The sequence below is a fragment of the Aeromonas sp. 600479 genome (assembly GCF_049175515.1).
Classification (GTDB): Bacteria; Pseudomonadota; Gammaproteobacteria; order Enterobacterales; family Aeromonadaceae; genus Aeromonas; species Aeromonas veronii_A.
Genome location: NZ_JAAKVF010000002.1, coordinates 323,031 through 340,777 on the forward strand (window position 1 = coordinate 323,031; position 17,747 = coordinate 340,777).

The 17,747-nt window shown below is 59.9% G+C and carries 12 protein-coding genes; 8 read left to right on the forward strand and 4 right to left on the reverse strand.

The features are described 5' to 3' along the window. Window positions 1–169: 169 nt before the first annotated feature. The 3 genes from G5149_RS04210 to nadK all read right to left on the reverse strand — a co-directional run bounded on the left by G5149_RS04210 (window position 170) and on the right by nadK (window position 4,181). Window positions 170–1,060 carry a manganese-dependent inorganic pyrophosphatase gene (locus G5149_RS04210; protein ID WP_421211725.1) on the reverse strand — a complete coding sequence of 297 codons (891 nt, stop codon included), beginning with the start codon at window positions 1,058–1,060 and terminating at the stop codon, window positions 170–172. A gap of 321 nt (window positions 1,061–1,381) precedes the next feature. Beyond that, window positions 1,382–3,046 (reverse strand): DNA repair protein RecN, encoded by a 1,665-nt coding sequence (gene recN, locus G5149_RS04215; RefSeq protein WP_058057368.1) that lies wholly within the window; start codon window positions 3,044–3,046, stop codon window positions 1,382–1,384. A 250-nt stretch (window positions 3,047–3,296) separates the two neighbouring features. Then, complete coding sequence (gene nadK, locus G5149_RS04220) at window positions 3,297–4,181, reverse strand: NAD(+) kinase (RefSeq protein WP_005338038.1); 885 nt, start codon at window positions 4,179–4,181, stop codon at window positions 3,297–3,299. 292 nt (window positions 4,182–4,473) lie between these two features. Between nadK and grpE the strand changes: the two genes are divergently transcribed. The 3 genes from grpE (at window position 4,474) to dnaJ (ending at window position 8,521) form a co-directional block, all read left to right on the forward strand. After that, window positions 4,474–5,049: a nucleotide exchange factor GrpE gene (gene grpE, locus G5149_RS04225; protein WP_005344280.1), complete on the forward strand. Its 576-nt coding sequence runs from the start codon at window positions 4,474–4,476 to the stop codon at window positions 5,047–5,049. A 299-nt stretch (window positions 5,050–5,348) separates the two neighbouring features. Continuing rightward, on the forward strand, window positions 5,349–7,277 hold the full coding sequence (dnaK, locus tag G5149_RS04230) for a molecular chaperone DnaK (protein WP_128836140.1): 1,929 nt from the start codon (window positions 5,349–5,351) through the stop codon (window positions 7,275–7,277). Window positions 7,278–7,378: 101 nt separating this feature from the next. Continuing rightward, window positions 7,379–8,521, forward strand: coding sequence for a molecular chaperone DnaJ (gene dnaJ, locus G5149_RS04235; RefSeq protein WP_216954258.1), 1,143 nt, complete (start codon window positions 7,379–7,381; stop codon window positions 8,519–8,521). A 125-nt stretch (window positions 8,522–8,646) separates the two neighbouring features. Here dnaJ and mgtE read toward each other — a convergent pair whose 3' ends face one another. Continuing rightward, the gene (gene mgtE, locus G5149_RS04240; protein WP_216954257.1) at window positions 8,647–10,026 is read right to left on the reverse strand and encodes a magnesium transporter; all 1,380 of its coding nucleotides are present in this window, start codon (window positions 10,024–10,026) and stop codon (window positions 8,647–8,649) included. Between the two features lie 1,192 nt (window positions 10,027–11,218). Between mgtE and G5149_RS04245 the strand changes: the two genes are divergently transcribed. From G5149_RS04245 to G5149_RS04265, 5 genes are all read left to right on the forward strand, one after another. Beyond that, window positions 11,219–12,724 carry a carbohydrate porin gene (locus G5149_RS04245; protein WP_216979157.1) on the forward strand — a complete coding sequence of 502 codons (1,506 nt, stop codon included), beginning with the start codon at window positions 11,219–11,221 and terminating at the stop codon, window positions 12,722–12,724. Window positions 12,725–12,839: 115 nt separating this feature from the next. Continuing rightward, window positions 12,840–13,796, forward strand: a complete 957-nt coding sequence (locus G5149_RS04250; protein ID WP_421211804.1) for an aminoimidazole riboside kinase — start codon at window positions 12,840–12,842, stop codon at window positions 13,794–13,796. Between the two features lie 83 nt (window positions 13,797–13,879). Next, on the forward strand, window positions 13,880–15,244 hold the full coding sequence (locus G5149_RS04255) for a sucrose-specific PTS transporter subunit IIBC (protein WP_421211729.1): 1,365 nt from the start codon (window positions 13,880–13,882) through the stop codon (window positions 15,242–15,244). Further along, window positions 15,244–16,659: a glycoside hydrolase family 32 protein gene (locus tag G5149_RS04260; RefSeq protein ID WP_421211731.1), complete on the forward strand. Its 1,416-nt coding sequence runs from the start codon at window positions 15,244–15,246 to the stop codon at window positions 16,657–16,659. The genes G5149_RS04255 and G5149_RS04260 overlap by 1 nt, the downstream gene beginning before the upstream one ends. A 27-nt stretch (window positions 16,660–16,686) precedes the next feature. Continuing rightward, complete coding sequence (locus tag G5149_RS04265) at window positions 16,687–17,697, forward strand: substrate-binding domain-containing protein (protein WP_421211733.1); 1,011 nt, start codon at window positions 16,687–16,689, stop codon at window positions 17,695–17,697. The last annotated feature ends 50 nt before the right edge of the window (window positions 17,698–17,747 follow it).

A 17,747-nucleotide genomic window follows, 5' to 3' on the forward strand; every position in this document is an offset into this window, starting at 1 on the left:
TATGTAAGCAAAGTTATGGCGTTAACTGTCAATAAGCCGTGAAAGGAGTAAGCGAGAGACTGCAGTGGTGAGCAAGATGGTCAGCAAGAGGGGGGAGTGCGACTGGCGGTTGCGATGAAAAAGCCCTGCGCAGTGGCAGGGCTTGGGAATAGGTAATGACGAGTGAGGATCAGGCCTTGGCCAGCAGATCCATCACCCAGGGCAGACCCTGCTTCTTGCGGCTGACAAAGCCCGGGTGGTAGCTGGACCCGGCCGGTACTTTGGCGTGCTCGGTAAAGTAGATACGGCTGGCTGCGGCTGTCAGGTCAGTCACCATCAGCACGAAGAAGTCGAGCCCTTCGCTTTCAACACGGTGTGCCATCTCTTGCTGCAGAGTTTCGATCTGGTCGGCAAGCTGTTGTTCGCTGCCCACTTCGATCTGGCTCATGATGAAGTTCAGACCTTCGGCCTGGAATGCTTTCTCATCCTGCTGCAGCAACTGCGCAGGAGTGAGACCGCTCAGGTCGGTTTTTGCCATCAGCAGCTGTTGACCAAACTCGGCCAGCGATACTTCGGCCAGCGGTGCCAGACGCTCACAAGCGATCTTGTCCTGCTCGGTGGTGGTCGGCGAGGTGAGACAGAGGGTGTCGCTCATGATGGCACCCAGCATCAGGCGAGCCTGGCTGCGGGTTACAGTGCCTTGCTGGCTCAGCAGATCGAAGGCGATGGTGCAGGTGCAACCGACGGCCCGGATCCAGGCATCCAGCGGGGACTGGGTGACCAGAGTGCCGAGACGGTGGTGATCCACCAGGCCCAGTACATTGGCTTGTGCCAGTGTGGCAGGGCCCTGTTCCAGATCACTGAAATCCACCAGCCAGACATCTTCACCGGTCAGATCTTTGGTCAGCAACTCGGGTTCGCTGACGCCTGCCTGCTCCAGAATAAAACGGGTTTCGGTGCGCAGGTCACCCAGACGCCATGGGGTGGCCTGATGGCCCTGGCCATTGAGCCAGTCGGTGATAACCAGCGCACTGCAGATACTGTCGCTATCAGGATTCTTGTGACCAAAAACGTGGATCATAGACAAAGCCTCACAATTGGATACCCATAAAGGGGGGCAACACTATGCGAAATCCGCTACATGAAGGCAACCGGATCCACGCCCATGTTGCTGCCAGCTTCGCCTAACTCGCCATTTTATTGATCTGGGTCGGTAATCCTGACGCGAGTTCAGTTATCACAGTTGGCTATTGGCTATTGGCTATTGGCTATTGGCTATTGGCTATTGGCTATTGGCTATTGCTGACTGTGCAGGCTATGGCACTCGTTCTTGCCTGCGCAGTCAGCATGTTCTGTCAGCGTTATCAGTCGCCATCGCTGCAAGTGGGCTTTATTGCCTGATTCAGCGACGCAGCAGCTCGCGGGCATTGGCCAATGTGTTGTCGGTGATCTGGTCGCCACCGAGCAGGCGTGCCAGCTCATTGAGGCGGGCATTCTGGTCGAGTGCATCCATCCGGGTTTCGGTGGTTTTGCCATCGGTATGCTTGCTCACCACCATATGCTGGTGGCCGTTGCCAGCCACCTGAGGCAAGTGAGTGACCACCATCACCTGAGTGGACTCCCCGAGCTGGCGCAGCAGGCGACCTACCACGGCGGCAGTCGGGCCGCTGATCCCCACATCCACTTCGTCGAAAATCAGGGTCGGGGTGGAGATCTTGCGAGCACTGATCACCACGATGGCGAGACTGATGCGTGACAGTTCACCGCCTGAGGCCACCTTGCCAAGCGGCTGGATCGGTTGGCCCGGGTTGGTGGTGACCATAAATTCCACCCGATCTATACCCAGCGGAGAGAGGCTGCTCTGGGCATCGGGGCGCACCTCGATGGCAAAGCGGCCATCGGGCATCGCCAGTTCGTGCATGCTGCTGGTTACCTTGGCACCCAGCTCCTGGGCGTAACGCTGACGGCTCTGACTCAGGGCTTCGGCGGCCTGGACAAAAGCCTGACGGGCCTCGGCCAGCTCATCTTCCATCCCCTCTAACCGCTCTTCATCAGAGTTGAGGCGAGCAAGATCAGAGGCCAGCTCCTGATGGTACTGAGCCAGATCTGCCGGTTTGACATGGTGCTTGCGGGCCAGATTGATCGCCTTGGAGAGGCGAGCTTCCAGCTCGTTGAAGCGCTCGGGATCAAGCTCCAGCCGATCGAGGTAGCTGCGAAGTTCGCTGTGGCTCTCCTGCACCCCGATCAGCGCTTCATTCAGCATCTCCAGTACCGGGGTGAGGCGGCTGTCCATGCTGACCAGTCCCTCGGCCCGATCGACGGCCGATTGCAGCAGCCCTGCGATAGTGGTCTCTTCGTTGTCATAGAGCAGATCGAGGCAAGCCCCACACTCCTGCATCAACTCGGTACCGTTGGCGAGACGCTGGTGCTCCTCTTCTATCTCTTCGAACTCCCCTGGTTGCAGGGCAAATTCGTCCAGCTCCTGCACCTGATACTCGATCAGTTGGCGACGGGCCTCCCGCTGCTGCTGCTCGGCCTTGAGCCGGTTGAGCTCGTTTTGCAGTTGGCGCCACTGCTGATAGTGCTGGCGCACCTCGTCGAGCAGCAGATGGTGGCCGGCGTAGCCGTCGAGCAGGGCGAGCTGGTAGTCGGGTTTGAGCAGCATCTGGTGGGCATGCTGACCGTGCACGTTGACCAGCAGCTGACCCAGATTCTTGAGCTGGGTGAGGGGGACGGGCACGCCGTTGATATAGCTGCGTGAGCGGCCCTCGGCGGAGATGACTCGCCGGACGATACACTCACCTTCGTTTTCCAGTTCGTTGGTGGCGAGCCAGGCGCGGGCGGCCGGGTTGTTGTCCAGCAGGAAGCGGGCGCTGACCTCGCTTTTGTCGCTATCGGGTCGCACCATGCCGGCTTCTGCACGCTCTCCGAGGCAGAGACCGAGAGCGTCGATGGCGATGGATTTACCGGCACCGGTCTCACCTGTGATGCAGGTCATCCCCGGTTGCAGATCGAGTTCTAGAAACTTGACGATGGCGAAGTTGTTGACGGTCAGCTGGGTCAGCATGGTCTCATCCTGTATAGGTCAACATTACTGTGTATGCATCCAGTATATACTGGTCTTATATACAGTAAAGAGGGCTCCGTTATTTTTAACAAAGGAAAGCCGCGCCAGTGCGGTATAGCTATGAGCATGCTGTGCTGACTATTGGCGCGCGGTACTGATAGGAGAGTGCAGGGGACGTTGCCACAAAAGAAAAGAGAAGGGCGCCAATTCAGGCGCCCTCTGTGGCAATGCCGTTGTCGGTCAGCGCCGATTAAAACAGCTTGCTGCCCCAGCCGAGCTTGTTGCGCAGCACGTGGAAGTAGCTGTAGTCGAGCGGGTGAACCAGATGGAGCTGGTGGTGGCTCTTCTTGATGAGGATCTCGTCCCCCGGGTGGACCGCCAGGGTCACCTGACCGTCACAGCTGACCTGCATGGCATCGTCCTGATTATCCGGCGAGACCAGCAGCCGTACTTCGCTGTCGGCATCGAGTACGATGGGGCGACTGCTCAGGGTATGCGGGAACATGGGCACCAGCGTGATAGCGTTGAGCTTGGGGGTGAGGATGGCGCCACCTGCCGACAGGGAGTAGGCGGTTGAGCCGGTCGGTGTGGCGACGATGATGCCGTCCGAGCGCTGGCTATACATAAAGCTGCCATCGATATAGACCTCGAACTCGATCATATGGGCGATCTTGCCCGGGTGTAGTACCGCCTCGTTGACCGCCAGATTGCTCGATTTGCGCTCGCCGTGGCGATAGACCGAGGCCTCCAGCAGGAAGCGGTGTTCGCTCTTGTAGTGGCCGGAGAGCACCTGCTCCAGTGGCAATAGATAATCTTGCGGCGAGAGGTCGGTCAGAAAGCCGAGGTTACCCCGGTTGACCCCGATCACCGCCACATCAAAGCGCGACAGCACCCGTGCCGCCCCCAGCATGTTGCCGTCACCGCCCACCACGATGGCGAGATCGGCCTGCTGGCCCAGTTGCACCAGATCCATCACGTTTTCATCGAGGATGCTCAGGGTCTGGGCGACCCGGCTCTCCACCAGTACCCGAAAGCCGCGGGCGGTCAGGTATTGATGCAGGCCGGTCAGCGTCTGGTTGGCCCCCTCATGGTGGGGTTTGCCAATCAGGGCGATGGTTTTGAACGGAGAATCCATAGTCTGTCGGGTCTGGGATGAGTATTGCGGGCCAGTATACAGTGCTTTGCTCCGCTTGTGACGCTCTCCCGTGTCACGGGGGCAGCTATCCCCTTGAGTCAGCTGGCTAAAGGGTGAGCGGCAACGCCAAGAAACAGCTGCTTGCGGCAGAGCATCCACCCTGATTGGCCTTTTACCCCTTGAAAGCCGGGGATGCATCCCCATAATAGCGCCAACATAGTCGGTCTGTGGTCGTCCGGTCGCTCAACCAGACGTCAGGGCCCTCATAAGTAACCCCGGAATTGGAGATGTCATGAACCACGAAGAGCAAAAGGTTGAAGCGATGGAGCAAGTGGAAGCCCAGCCAGTCGAGCCGACCGATGTAGACAGTGAAGTGACAGCTGAGCAAGCCCGCATTGCCGAACTGGAAGCGCAGCTTGAGACCGCCCTCCAGAAGGCGTCGGAAGAGCGTGAACGCGCTCTGCGCACCGCTGCTGAAATGGAGAATCTGCGTCGTCGTACCGAGCTGGACGTGGAGAAGGCGCACAAGTTCGCTTTGGAGAAGTTCGCTGCCGAGTTGCTGCCGGTGCTGGACAACATGGAGCGTGCCATCGAGCTCGCCGACAAGGAGAATGAGGCGCTCAAGCCGATGATCGAAGGCGTCGAGCTGACGCTGAAATCCATGCAGAGCGGTGTGGCCAAGTTCGGTCTGGTTGCGCTGGATCCGGCCAACCAGCCGTTTGACCCGAATGCCCATCAGGCGATGAGCATGGTGCCGAGTGCAGATGTGGCGCCAAACACCGTGATCGCCGTGATGCAGAAAGGTTATGAGCTGAACGGTCGCGTGATCCGTCCGGCCATGGTCATGGTATCCAAGGCCGCCGACTGAGTCGGCACTTGATGCCCAGGCCCGCCGCTTGGCGGGCTTTTTGTTTCGCAGTGCAACACCTGTTCATCTTGCACGGTTTCACGGCTCAACGTGATCGCGCAACCATGACAAAGGGTGTGGTTTTTTTAGGTTGGGGCTTGAAGCTGCGTCTGGCGACCCCATATAGGGTGCAAGGCCGCGGCGGCACAAAAAATTTGATGCCGGGAGCTTGAAAGCCAGATTGGCAGCCCCCACCTAGCCGTTAACGCATTAAGGCGAGTTCCTCGCCAGTTTATTCAAAGTATTTGGAGATTCGTCAAATGGGTAAAATCATCGGTATTGACCTGGGTACTACCAACTCCTGCGTCGCTATTCTGGATGGCGACACTGCTCGCGTGATCGAGAACGCAGAAGGCGATCGTACTACTCCGTCCATCATTGCCTATGCCGATGATGGCGAAATCCTGGTTGGTCAGCCGGCCAAGCGTCAGGCCATCACCAACCCGAAAAACACCCTGTTCGCCATCAAGCGTCTGATCGGCCGTCGTTTTGAAGATGACGAAGTGCAGCGTGACCTGAAAATCATGCCGTACGCCATTGCCAAGGCCGACAACGGTGACGCCTGGGTTGAGGTGAAGGGCAAGAAAATGGCACCGCCGCAGATCTCTGCCGAAGTGCTGAAAAAGATGAAAAAGACCGCCGAAGACTACCTGGGCGAGCCGGTAACCGAAGCAGTTATCACTGTTCCGGCATACTTCAACGACGCCCAGCGTCAGGCCACCAAGGATGCCGGTCGCATCGCCGGTCTGGATGTTAAGCGCATCATCAACGAACCGACTGCAGCTGCTTTCGCTTACGGCGTAAACAAGGTCAAGGGCGAGCGCAAGGTTGCCGTGTATGACCTGGGTGGCGGTACTTTCGATATCTCCATCATCGAGATCGACGAAGTGGAAGGTGAAACCACCTTCGAAGTACTGGCGACCAACGGTAACACCCACCTGGGTGGTGAAGACTTCGACAACCGCGTCATCAACTACCTGGTTGACGAGTTCAAGCGTGAGCAGGGCATCGACCTGCGCAACGACCAGCTGGCTCTGCAGCGTCTGAAAGATGCCGCCGAGAAAGCCAAAATCGAGCTCTCTTCTGCCCAGCAGACCGACGTCAACCTGCCGTACATCACTGCAGATGCCACCGGTCCGAAGCACATGAACATCAAGGTGACCCGCGCCAAGCTGGAATCCCTGGTAGAAGACATGGTGAAGGACTCTCTGGAGCCGGTTCGTGTTGCCCTGAAAGACTCCGGTCTGGCAGTTGGCGAGATCGACGACGTGATTCTGGTTGGTGGTCAGACCCGTATGCCGCTGGTTCAGAAGACCGTTGCCGAGTTCTTTGGCAAAGAGCCGCGTAAAGACGTCAACCCGGACGAAGCCGTGGCCATGGGTGCTGCCATCCAGGGCGCCGTACTGTCCGGTGACAAGACTGACGTACTGCTGCTGGACGTCACCCCGCTCTCCCTGGGTATCGAAACCATGGGTAGCGTGATGACTGCACTGATCGAGAAGAACACCACCATTCCGACCAAGAAGTCCCAGGTGTTCTCCACTGCCGAAGACAACCAGTCTGCCGTGACCATTCACGTGCTGCAGGGTGAGCGCAAGCGCGCCAGCGACAACAAGTCTCTGGGCCAGTTCAACCTGGAAGGCATCCGTCCTGCACCGCGTGGTCTGCCGCAGATCGAAGTGACCTTCGACATCGATGCCAACGGTATCCTGCACGTCTCCGCGAAAGACAAAGAGACCAACAAAGAGCAGAAGATCACCATCCAGGCCTCCTCTGGTCTGTCTGATGACGAGATCGAGCGCATGGTACGCGAAGCCGAAGCCAATGCGGCCGAGGACAAGAAGTTTGAAGAGCTGGTACAGGCTCGCAACCAGGCTGATGGTCTGGTCCACTCCGTACGCAAGCAGATCACCGAAGCCGGTGAGGCCCTGCCTGCTGACGACAAGACCAAGATCGAAGCCGCGCTGAGCGAGCTGGAAGTTGCCATCAAGGGTGACGACAAGGCTGCTATCGAAGCCAAACAGCAGGCTCTGCTGGAAGCGTCCCAGAAGCTGATGGAAATTGCCCAGCAGCAGGCTCAGGCCCAGGGTGCAGCCGGTGCTGATGCCGGTCAGTCCTCCTCTTCTGCCAAGGCTGACGACGACGTAGTCGACGCCGAGTTCGAAGAAGTGAAAGACGACAAGAAGTAAGCCCTACCCAGATGGGCGGAGTCCGCTTCGCCCATCGGCTTGGTCAATGAATTCACGGGCGTTGGGTAACCAACGCCCGTCTGCGTAACCACAGGATGAGTATGTCGAAGCGCGATTTCTACGAAGTACTGGGTGTGGCGAAAGATGCCGACGATCGCGAGATCAAGAAGGCGTACAAGCGCCTGGCCATGAAGTATCACCCGGATCGTAATCAGGGTGATGCCGCATCCGAAGAGAAGTTCAAAGAGGTCAAGGAAGCCTACGAGGTCCTGACCGATGCCAACCTGCGTGCCCGTTACGACCAGTACGGCCATGCCGGTGTCGACCCGAGCCAGGGTGGCGGTGGCCACGGTGGCTTTGGCGGCGGTGCCGACTTCGCCGACATGTTTGGTGACGTATTCGGTGACATCTTCGGCGGTGGCCGTGGTGGTGCCCGTCGTGGCCCGGCCCGTGGCTCCGACCTGCGTTACACCATGGAGCTGACGCTGGAAGAGGCGGTGCGCGGGGTCTCCAAGGAGATCAAGGTGCCGACCCTGGTTCACTGTGAAGTCTGTAACGGCTCCGGTGCCCACACCGGCAGCAGTGCCCAGACCTGCCCGACCTGCCACGGCTCCGGCCAGGTGCAGATGCGTCAGGGCTTCTTTGCGGTGCAGCAGGCGTGTCCGCACTGTCACGGTCGCGGCAAGATCATCAAAGATCCGTGCCGCAAGTGCCACGGTGAAGGTCGCTACCAGCGCACCAAGACCCTGTCGGTGAAAATTCCGGCGGGCGTCGATACCGGCGATCGCATCCGTCTCTCCGGTGAAGGGGAAGCGGGGGAGGCAGGGGCTCCGGCAGGGGATCTCTACGTACAGGTGCACGTCAAAGAGCACGAAATTTTCGTGCGTGACGGCAACAACCTCTACTGCGAAGTGCCCATCAGCTTCACCGCAGCTGCCCTGGGTGGCGAGATCGAAGTGCCGACCCTGGATGGCCGGGTCAAGCTCAAGGTCACTCCGGAGACCCAGACCGGCAAGATGTTCCGCATGCGCGGCAAGGGCGTGAAGTCCGTGCGCTCCGGCCAGGTAGGGGATCTGATGTGCAAGGTGGTGATCGAGACTCCGGTCAACCTCACCGAGCAGCAGAAAGAGCTGTTGCGCCAGCTGGACGAATCCTTCAGCGGCGCCGCTGCCAAGACCCACAAGCCGAAATCGGAAGGCTTCTTCGAAGGGGTGAAACGCTTCTTCGACGATCTGACCAAGTGATGGCATAGACCCGTGTCGATATAAAGAGAGAGGGAGGCGTGATGCCTCCCTCTCTCTCTCTCTCTCTCTTATCTTGAACTATCGGAGATGGCGGTGGTTTGGCTGCCCCCATCTGCTGTGCGCTGTCAGGCAGCAGCCAGTGACCCACCGAGGAAGGCATAGGCGAAACCAAAATAGATCAGCACGCCCAACAGATCCATGATCGAGGTGAGCATGGGGGAGCTGAGGGTTGCCGGATCAGTCCCCATCTTCCGTGCGGCAAACGGCAGGACCAGACCAAGCAGGCTGCCAACCACAGTCACCGTCATGGCAGAGAGGCTGACAATCATGACGATGTCCCAGCCGATGCTCTTGCTCCAGAATGCCATCACCCCTTCCAGCAGGGCGACACCCAGCCCCAGAGCCATTGCGACGGGCAGATCGCGCCGCAGCACGAAAAAGAAGTCACGCATGCTCAGCTTGATCTGACCCATGCCCATTGCCCGGATCACCAAGGTGGCCGACTGGCTGCCCGAGTTGCCCCCCATGTCGATAATAGGGGCAATAAAGGCTGCGAGGATCAGTACTTCGCTGATGAGTTCTTCCTGAGCGGCGACCAGATTGCTGGTCAGTATGCCGAATACGGTCAAGACCGCCAGCCAGAAGAATCGGGCGCTGAACATGTTAAAGGTGCTGGATGCGCGAAGATCAAGTTCGGGACCTCCCAGCGCAGCCGTACCACCGAAGCGGGCAATCCGGTTGGCATCTTCCTCTTCGGCAACATCCATTGCATCATCCACGGTCACCATGCCGAGCAACTGCTGATCCTGATTCAATACGGGGAGGGCCAGCAGGTTGTAACGGGCGATCATCTCCGCGGCTTCGCCTTTGGGGGCATCGGCCTGAATACTCACCAGCTCGCGCTGCATAATGGCCGAGATGGGGGTTTTGCTGTCGGCGAGAAACAGTTCGCGCAGGGAGACAACCCCGATGAGGCGGCGCATTTCATCCACGACATACAGGGTATAGATGCTCTCCCTGTCGGCAGCAGTGCTGCGCAGCCGTTGCAGCCCCTCTCCCACAGTGATGTCAGCCGTCAGGCTGGCACAATCCGAGCTCATGATGGAGCCGACGAGGTTTTCCGGGTAAGAGGCCAACCGTTGCGTATCCTCACGTTCTTCATCTGTCATCGCATCGAGCAGGGTCTGGCGCAAGGCTGCGGGCAGACGATTGTAGAGATCGGCTCTGTCATCGGGGGATAGGCGGGTACACAACTCCTCCAATTGGGGCTTGGCCATGGAACGTACCAGGCTGGCCTGAATATCGCTGGGCAGATGGCGGAAGATGCGTGCGGCACGCAATGCAGGAACCAGATTGAGAAAGGTATGAATATGTTTATCTGTCAGGCGGTTTATCGCTTGTGCCAGATCGACCTCATGAATATTCAGGCTGAGGCTCTGGATCCCCATACGATCCTTGTTTTGCAGCAGTACATACAGTTGTTGGTGAATATCTTGGTATTGCATTTATATATCCTTTAATACATCAGCCTGGAAAATAGAAAATAGAATTCCGACTGACATCACATCAGCAAAAATAGATAAGGAAATAACGCCCGAAAATTAATCCGGACTAGTCGCCGATACCGGCTCCAGGGTCAGGGTCCATGACACACCTCCTGATTGATGTAAAGAATCGTCATATGCTTACCCGTCAATAGCCACGCATGGGGAATGAACAGGTGTTGCACTCGGCACAAGTAAATGAAGGTGGAGCGGATCGCGGGACGGTCGTCGCCCGGCTAGCGGCTGTTGCCATCTCCCATGCCACCTTGTCAAAAGCCTTGTGGCTACTGACCTGCAGCGATAGAGGTTCGCCATCATTGACGCACGCCAGAGGCGGAAAAACATGGCGTGATGAGGTAACAGTGGTAATGACATGGTGACCCTGATATCAGGAGAAGACCCATGCAGGCATTATTTACGCATCCAGTCTGTAGCATTGGATGGCGTCAGTAACAGACATCGAGTGAATACAGGGAAGGAATTGCACTCAGGTGCAAATAAACCGCTCTCCGCATAGTGCGAGATAGCGGCAGAACAATCTGCGGGGATCTCGCGACTCAGGTATTGGCTGACGAGCTCAACAACCTACTGTCATCTGATGAATTGCCCACTGATGGTCTCCGTTATTAATCAATGCTGCGATGCTACTGGAATGGTTCTTATTGGTAAATAATTAATCCACCGCCAGAAACATTTAGAAACATCTTTATTGATATTTTGGTAATTGAACGACATGAATGTCGCGTATTCAGCCATATCGCATGCGTGATCGGTATTATTTACGCTGCTTTGTAGCCGAACCTGATGGTGTAATGCGTGTAACAATCTCCACCAACAGAATGACGCATAGGGTATGCCGATACCTGGCAGACCCATCGCCAGCACCCTGATCCGGTTGGTGGTGAGGTGCCCCCCTTCCTATTCACATTGTCAGGGTCGCTGCTCGCAGAATCGGGATCCGCCTTATTGAGTGGATCCTGATGAGGGATCCTCCTCACAACTCCCGCCAATTCCTGCTGTACAAATGTTATCCCGCTCACACTGTTGCTGAAACGGTTTAGTTGTCGTATTGAGTTAGCTAAATTGGTTTAGCTATGCTCTGGCTGTCGATAACAACAGCGCCCGTCCGGGCCACAGATGACAGGTGAGGAAGATGATGATGTTCAAGAGCAAGTTGGCGCTGGCGGTAGCGCTGGGATTGGGGATGAGCAGCCCGCTGTGGGCGGCGCAGGCGAGTATTGCAGGTGAGAGTGTCGAGGCCAGATTGGCGGCGCTGGAGGCGCGGGTACAGGCAGCCGAAGCGAGAGCCGAGGCGGCAGAGAGCCGTGCCAGTCAGGCGGAAGTGAAGGCGAGCGCGGCGAGCGAGCAGGCTCAGGTGGCCGACAACCGCAGCCAGCAGGTGGATGAGAAGACCGCTGGTGCCCAGGGCTTCGAGTTTCACGGCTACGCCCGCTCGGGCCTGTTGGTCAACGGCAATGGCAACGGCGGGCGCGGCGGCCCCTACATCACGCCAGCCGGTTCGGTGGGCGGGGCCGTCGGTCGCCTTGGCAATGAGGATGACACCTATATGGAGGCCAACCTGCTGAAAACCCAGACCTTCGAGGATGGCAGCTGGGCCCGCTACAAGCTGATGCTGGCAGACGGGGTGGAGACCAGCAACGACTGGACCGCCAGCGATTCGAGCCTCAATACCCGTCAGGTGTTTGCCGAGATCGGCAATCTGGCGAGCTTCGACGGCCCCTTCAAGAATGCGGTGCTGTGGGCGGGCAAGCGCTTTGATCGCGACAACTTTGACATCCACTGGCTCGATTCCGACGTGGTGTTCCTGGCCGGTACCGGCGGCGGTGTCTACGACGTGCAGCTGGCCGATAGCTGGAAGGCCAACTTCTCTCTCTATGGCCGCGATTACGGCGACATCAGCGCCAGCGGTCTCTCCGATATCGAGAGCTACATCCTCACCATGAACAACCGCGTCGGTAACTGGCAGTGGATGGTGAACGGTCTTTCGGCAAAGGACAATGACGCCCGCATCAATGACAAGGGGGCGGGCAGCGAGGCGGCGGACAAGGGGGCACACACCCTGCTGGCCTACCACGGCGAGAGCTTCTTTGGCCTCAACCCCGGTTTTGCCAAGGCGGCGGTGCTGTACGGTCATGGGCTGGGGGCCGAGGTCAAGGGGCTGGGCTCTGACAGCGAGCTGTTGCCGGACGCCGATGCGGTGCGGGTCGCCGTGTTTGGCGCTACCGATCTTAATCCGCGCTGGCGTTTTGCCCCGGCCCTGCTGGCCGAGCAGAGTCAGGATCGCTACGTGAAAGGGGACGAGTACCGCTGGCTCACCTTCAATACCCGGGTAGCGCAGGTGCTGAGCCAGAACGTCGAGCTGGTCTACGAGGCAGCCTGGCAGTACATGGATCTCGATCCCAAGGGTTACAAGGGCCGCCAGGCGGTGAACGGCAACTTCACCAAGCTCACCTTCGCCCCCACCTTCAAGGCGCAGACCGCCGGTTTCTTCGAGCGGCCCGAACTGCGGGTGTTCGCCAGCTGGATGGACTGGTCCTCCGAGCTCGACAACTACGCCAGCGACGATGCCATGGGCCAGAGCAACTTCACCGCCGGTGGCGAGTGGAACTTTGGCGTGCAGATGGAAACCTGGTTCTAGTTCGTTATCCCGATCACAAAAATGGCAGCCGGTGCCGAGATCTGTTGGTTGGCTAAAACGGTTTAGCTGATAATGCCAGCCAACAGAACAGAGTCCGGGTTTGGCAGTCGATCCGATGCAGCAGTGGAGTAGCAAGGTGACGAATCGTGTGTGGGTAATGGGGGATGCGGTGGTGGACTTGATCCCGGAAGGGGCGTTGCACTACCTCAAGTGTCCGGGTGGCGCGCCCGCCAATGTGGCGGTTGGCGTGGCACGGCTGGGTGGCGATGCGGCCTTTATCGGCCGGGTCGGATCCGATCCGTTCGGCCGCTTTATGGCCGAGACCCTGAGCGGGGAGGGGGTGGATATCGGTACGCTGCGGTTCGATCCAGACCATCGCACCTCTACCGTGCTGGTAGAACTGGATGACGAGGGGGAGCGCAGCTTCACCTTTATGGTGCGTCCCAGCGCCGACCAGTTCCTCACCCCAAATGAGTTGCCCCGCTTCGACGCCGGTCAGTGGCTGCTCACCTGCTCCATCGCGCTCGCCAACGAGCCGGTGCGCACCAGCTGCCTGCAGGCCATGGCGGCTATCAAGGCGGCAGGCGGGCGGGTCTGTTTCGACCCCAACCTGCGCCCCGAGGTGTGGGGCAACCCCGCCGAGATGCTGCCGCTGGTGCGTCAGGCAATTGCACAGGCGGATGTGGTCAAGCTCTCCATTGAGGAGCTGCAACTGCTGAGTGGCGAGGATGAACTGGTCGCCGGGCTTGCAACTCTCTCTGGCCCGGCGCTGGTGCTGGTGACCCGGGGCGCGGCCGGGGTGGTGGCTCGCCTTGATGGCGAGTTGCTGGAGTGGGTAGGGCAGAAAGTGACGCCCATCGACACCACGGGGGCGGGGGACGCCTTCGTCGCCGGTCTGCTGGCGGCGCTGGCCGGGCGCTCGTCGCTGCCGACGCTGGCCGAGTTGCCCGCCATTCTGGCTCAGGCTCACGGCTGCGGGGCGCTCGCCACCACCGCCAAGGGGGCCATGACGGCGCTGCCGACACGCTCCGAACTGGATGCCTTTTTGCGATCAGACGCAAGCGGCTGTTGAGCTGAGGCTAGAAGCCCGGCTCGACAGCCCCTACTCTCATGTGACAAGGGCCCGCCAGCGTGGCGGGTCATAAGAGGAAGAATATGAATATCAGTGCGATAGCCAAGAATCTGGTGCCCCTGCTCGGGGGCAAGGAGAACATCGTCAGCGCAGCCCACTGCGCCACCCGGCTGCGGCTGGTGCTGGCCGACGACAGCAAGGTGAACAAGGCCGCCATCGACAAGCTGGAGGGGGTCAAGGGGTGCTTTAGCAACGCGGGCCAAATTCAGGTGATCTTCGGCACCGGTCTGGTCAACAAGGTCTATGCGGAGTTTGTGACGCTGACCGGTACCGGCACCGCCAGCAAGGCGGAGCTGACCGACATGGCGGCGGCCAAGCTCAACGTGGCCCAGCGGTTGGCGCGAACCCTCTCCAACATCTTCGTGCCGATCATTCCGGCCATCGTCGCCTCGGGCTTGCTGATGGGGCTGCTTGGCATGGTGCGCACCTACGGTTGGGTCAATGCCGACAGCGCCCTGTTTGTGATGCTCGACATGTTCAGCTCGGCGGCCTTTATCATACTGCCGATCCTCATCGGCTTTACGGCAGCACGTGAGTTTGGTGGCAATCCGTACCTCGGGGCGACCCTTGGCGGCATCCTCACCCACCCGGCGTTGACCAACGCCTGGGGCGTAGCCGGTGGCTTCAAGACCATGGACTTCTTCGGGCTGGATGTGGCGATGATCGGCTATCAGGGCACCGTCTTCCCGGTGCTCTTGGCGGTCTGGTTTATGTCCCATCTGGAGAAACAGCTGCGCAAGCGCATTCCGGACGCGCTGGATCTGATCCTCACGCCGTTTCTCACCGTCATCATCACCGGTTTCGTGGCGCTGCTCTTTATCGGCCCGGCGGGTCGGGTGTTGGGGGATGGCATCTCGTTCGGTCTGAGTGCCCTCTATGAGCAGGCGGGCTGGTTGGCGGGGCTGGTGTTTGGCGGCACTTACTCGCTGATCGTCATCACCGGCATCCATCACAGCTTCCACGCCATCGAGGCGGGGCTGCTGGCGAATCCGCAAATTGGCGTCAACTTCCTGCTGCCCATCTGGGCCATGGCCAACGTGGCACAGGGTGGGGCTTGCCTCGCGGTCTACTTCAAGACTCGTGATGTGAAGATCAAGGCCATTACCGTGCCGGCTGCCATGTCCTGCCTGCTGGGTATCACGGAAGCGGCCATCTTTGGCGTCAACCTGCGCTACATCAAACCCTTCCTCGCCGGTCTGTTTGGCGGGGCCTGCGGCGGCGCCTACGTGGTGGCGGCCAAGGTGGGGATGACGGCGGTGGGGCTGACCGGTATTCCCGGTATGGCCATCGTCCAGCCCATGAGCCTTATTCACTACATCATCGGGCTGGTGATCGCCTTTGGTGCCGCCTTCGCCGCATCCTACCTGCTCAAGTACAAGGTGGAGTGATGAAGGAAAGCGATCTTCTCAACCAGATTGTCCGGTCGCTGCTGGCCGGACAGCTCAAGGCGGCGGCCGATCCCCATCGGCCCTGCTGGCATCTGGCAGCCCCGGTGGGGCTGCTTAACGATCCCAACGGCTTTATCGAGCACGATGGGCGTTACCACCTTTTCTACCAGTGGAATCCGCTTGGCTGCGAGCACCGCAACAAGGGCTGGGGCCATGTCACCTCCACCGATCTGCTGCACTGGCACCACGAGCCGGTGGCGCTGTTGCCCACCGAAGCCTATGAGAGCCACGGCTGCTATTCGGGCTCTGCGGTGAGCGACGAGCAGGGGCGCCTGACCCTCATCTACACCGGCAATGTCAAATACCCGGATGGCGGCCGCACCGCCTATCAGTGTCTGGCCCGCGCCGACGGTGAGGCCGGTTTTGCCAAGCTGGGGCCTGTGCTGGATCTGCCCGAAGGCTACAGCGGCCATGTGCGCGACCCCAAGGTGTGGCACGACGGCCAGCAGTGGCTGATGGTACTGGGGGCTCGCACTCTGGATGACAAGGGGGAAGTGCTGCTCTATCGCGGCGAGACCCTGCAAAGCTGGCAGCGGGTGGGCCCCATCACCGGTAGCGGGCGCGGGGGGCTGGGCGAGTTTGGCTATATGTGGGAGTGCCCGGATCTCTTCCCGCTAGGTGAGTGCCATGTGCTGATCAGCTGCCCGCAGGGGATTGCCCCGGCAGGCGAGGATTATCGCAACCTCTACCAGTGCGGCTGGCTGGCGGGGGATTTCGACGGCGAGCACTTCGCGCACGGGGCTTTCCACGAGCTGGATCGGGGCTTCGAGTTCTATGCGCCGCAAACCACCCGAGACAGTCAGGGGCGCCGCCTCTTGTTCGGTTGGCTGGGGCTGCCGGAGGAGAACGAGATGAGCCAGCCTACGGTCGCTTACGGCTGGCTCCACCAGATGAGCTGCCCGCGGGAGCTGTTCTGGCAGGATGAGTGGCTCTGCCAGCGGCCGGTGGCGGAGCTCGCGGCATTGAAGGGAGAGTTGACCCGTTTCGAGGGGACGCTTGGCGAGTTTCCGGGGCTGGCCATCGACTCGGCCTGGCTCGAGCTGGATCTCTGCGGTGAGGGGAGCCTCTGGTTCGGTGCCGTGGCCGAGCTGGTGTGGCAGCCGGGGCGCATCACCTTGCGGCGCCAGAACTGGCAGAGCGGGGTATGGGAGACCCGCAGCAGCCCATGGGCTGGCGGGCGGATCACCGTGCTGTGTGATCGCTCCAGTCTGGAGTGTTTCATCGATGGGGGGCGTCACAGCCTGTCGGCGCGCTACTTCCCCTGGGAAAAGCCGCAACTTTCATCAGGTCACGACGATGATGGCTGCAAAATTTGCCTCAATCACTGGCCGCTGTCGGCGTGCCTAGTACAATAGCCCGGTTCTAGTCAGCCGGGAGGCCAGGTGGAGAAGAAGAAACGGATCACGATTGCCCAGATCGCCGAACTGGCGGGGGTGTCCAAGGCGACCGCCAGTCTGGTGCTCAACGGGAAGAGTGCGGAGTACCGGATTGCCGACGATACCCGCAAGCGCATTCAGGCGGTGGCGGAGGAGTGTCACTACCTGCCGAGCTTTCACGCCCGCTCCCTGCGCGAGACCCGCAGTTACACTTGGGGGCTGGTGATCCCCGATCTCACCAACTTCGGTTTTGCCCGCATTGCCCGTGCCCTCGAGGCGCACTGCCGGGAGGCGGGCATCCAGCTGCTGATCGCCTGCTCCGAGGATGATCCCGCCCTCGAGCAGCGGGTGGTGGACAACCTCATCAGCCGTCAGGTGGATGGGCTGATTGTCGCCTCCAGTGGCCACAGTGATGACATCTATGCCCGCATCCACGACCGCCTGCCGGTGGTGCAGCTCGACCGCCATATTGGCGAGTCGCGCCTGCCCATGGTGATCTCCGATGCCTGCAAGGCCACCGCCGAGCTGGTTCGGGACATGGCCAGCGAGTGCGGCGAGCAGATCTACTACTTCGGCGGCCTGCTGGATCTCTCCCCCAGCCGTCACCGGCTGGCGGGCTATGAGCTGGGGCTCCATCGCGCCGGTTTTGAAGCCGATGCAGCCCGGGTACGCCATCGTGACTACCAGCCGATCTCCGGTTATCAGCTGATGGCCGAGTTGGTGGCCGAACTGGGGGCGCCCCCCAAGGGGCTCTTTACCGCCTCCTTTACCCTGCTGGAAGGGGTGCTGCGCTACCTCAACGAGGCGGGGTTGATGGAGACGGGGATGCGGCTGTGCACCTTCGATGATCACGACCTGCTCGACTGCATTCCCATGCGCATCGACTCGGTGGCGCAGGATTGTCCGGCGCTGGCCCACGCCGCTTTCGAGCTGATGCAGCAACTGATTGCGGGTAATCTCCCTGCGCAGACGGCCCAGGTGATCGCCCCCAAGGTGCGCTGGCGCAGTCGTCGCTAGCCACTCTTCGCTCATCCATATGAGAAAGCCCCGCCATTGCTGGCGGGGCT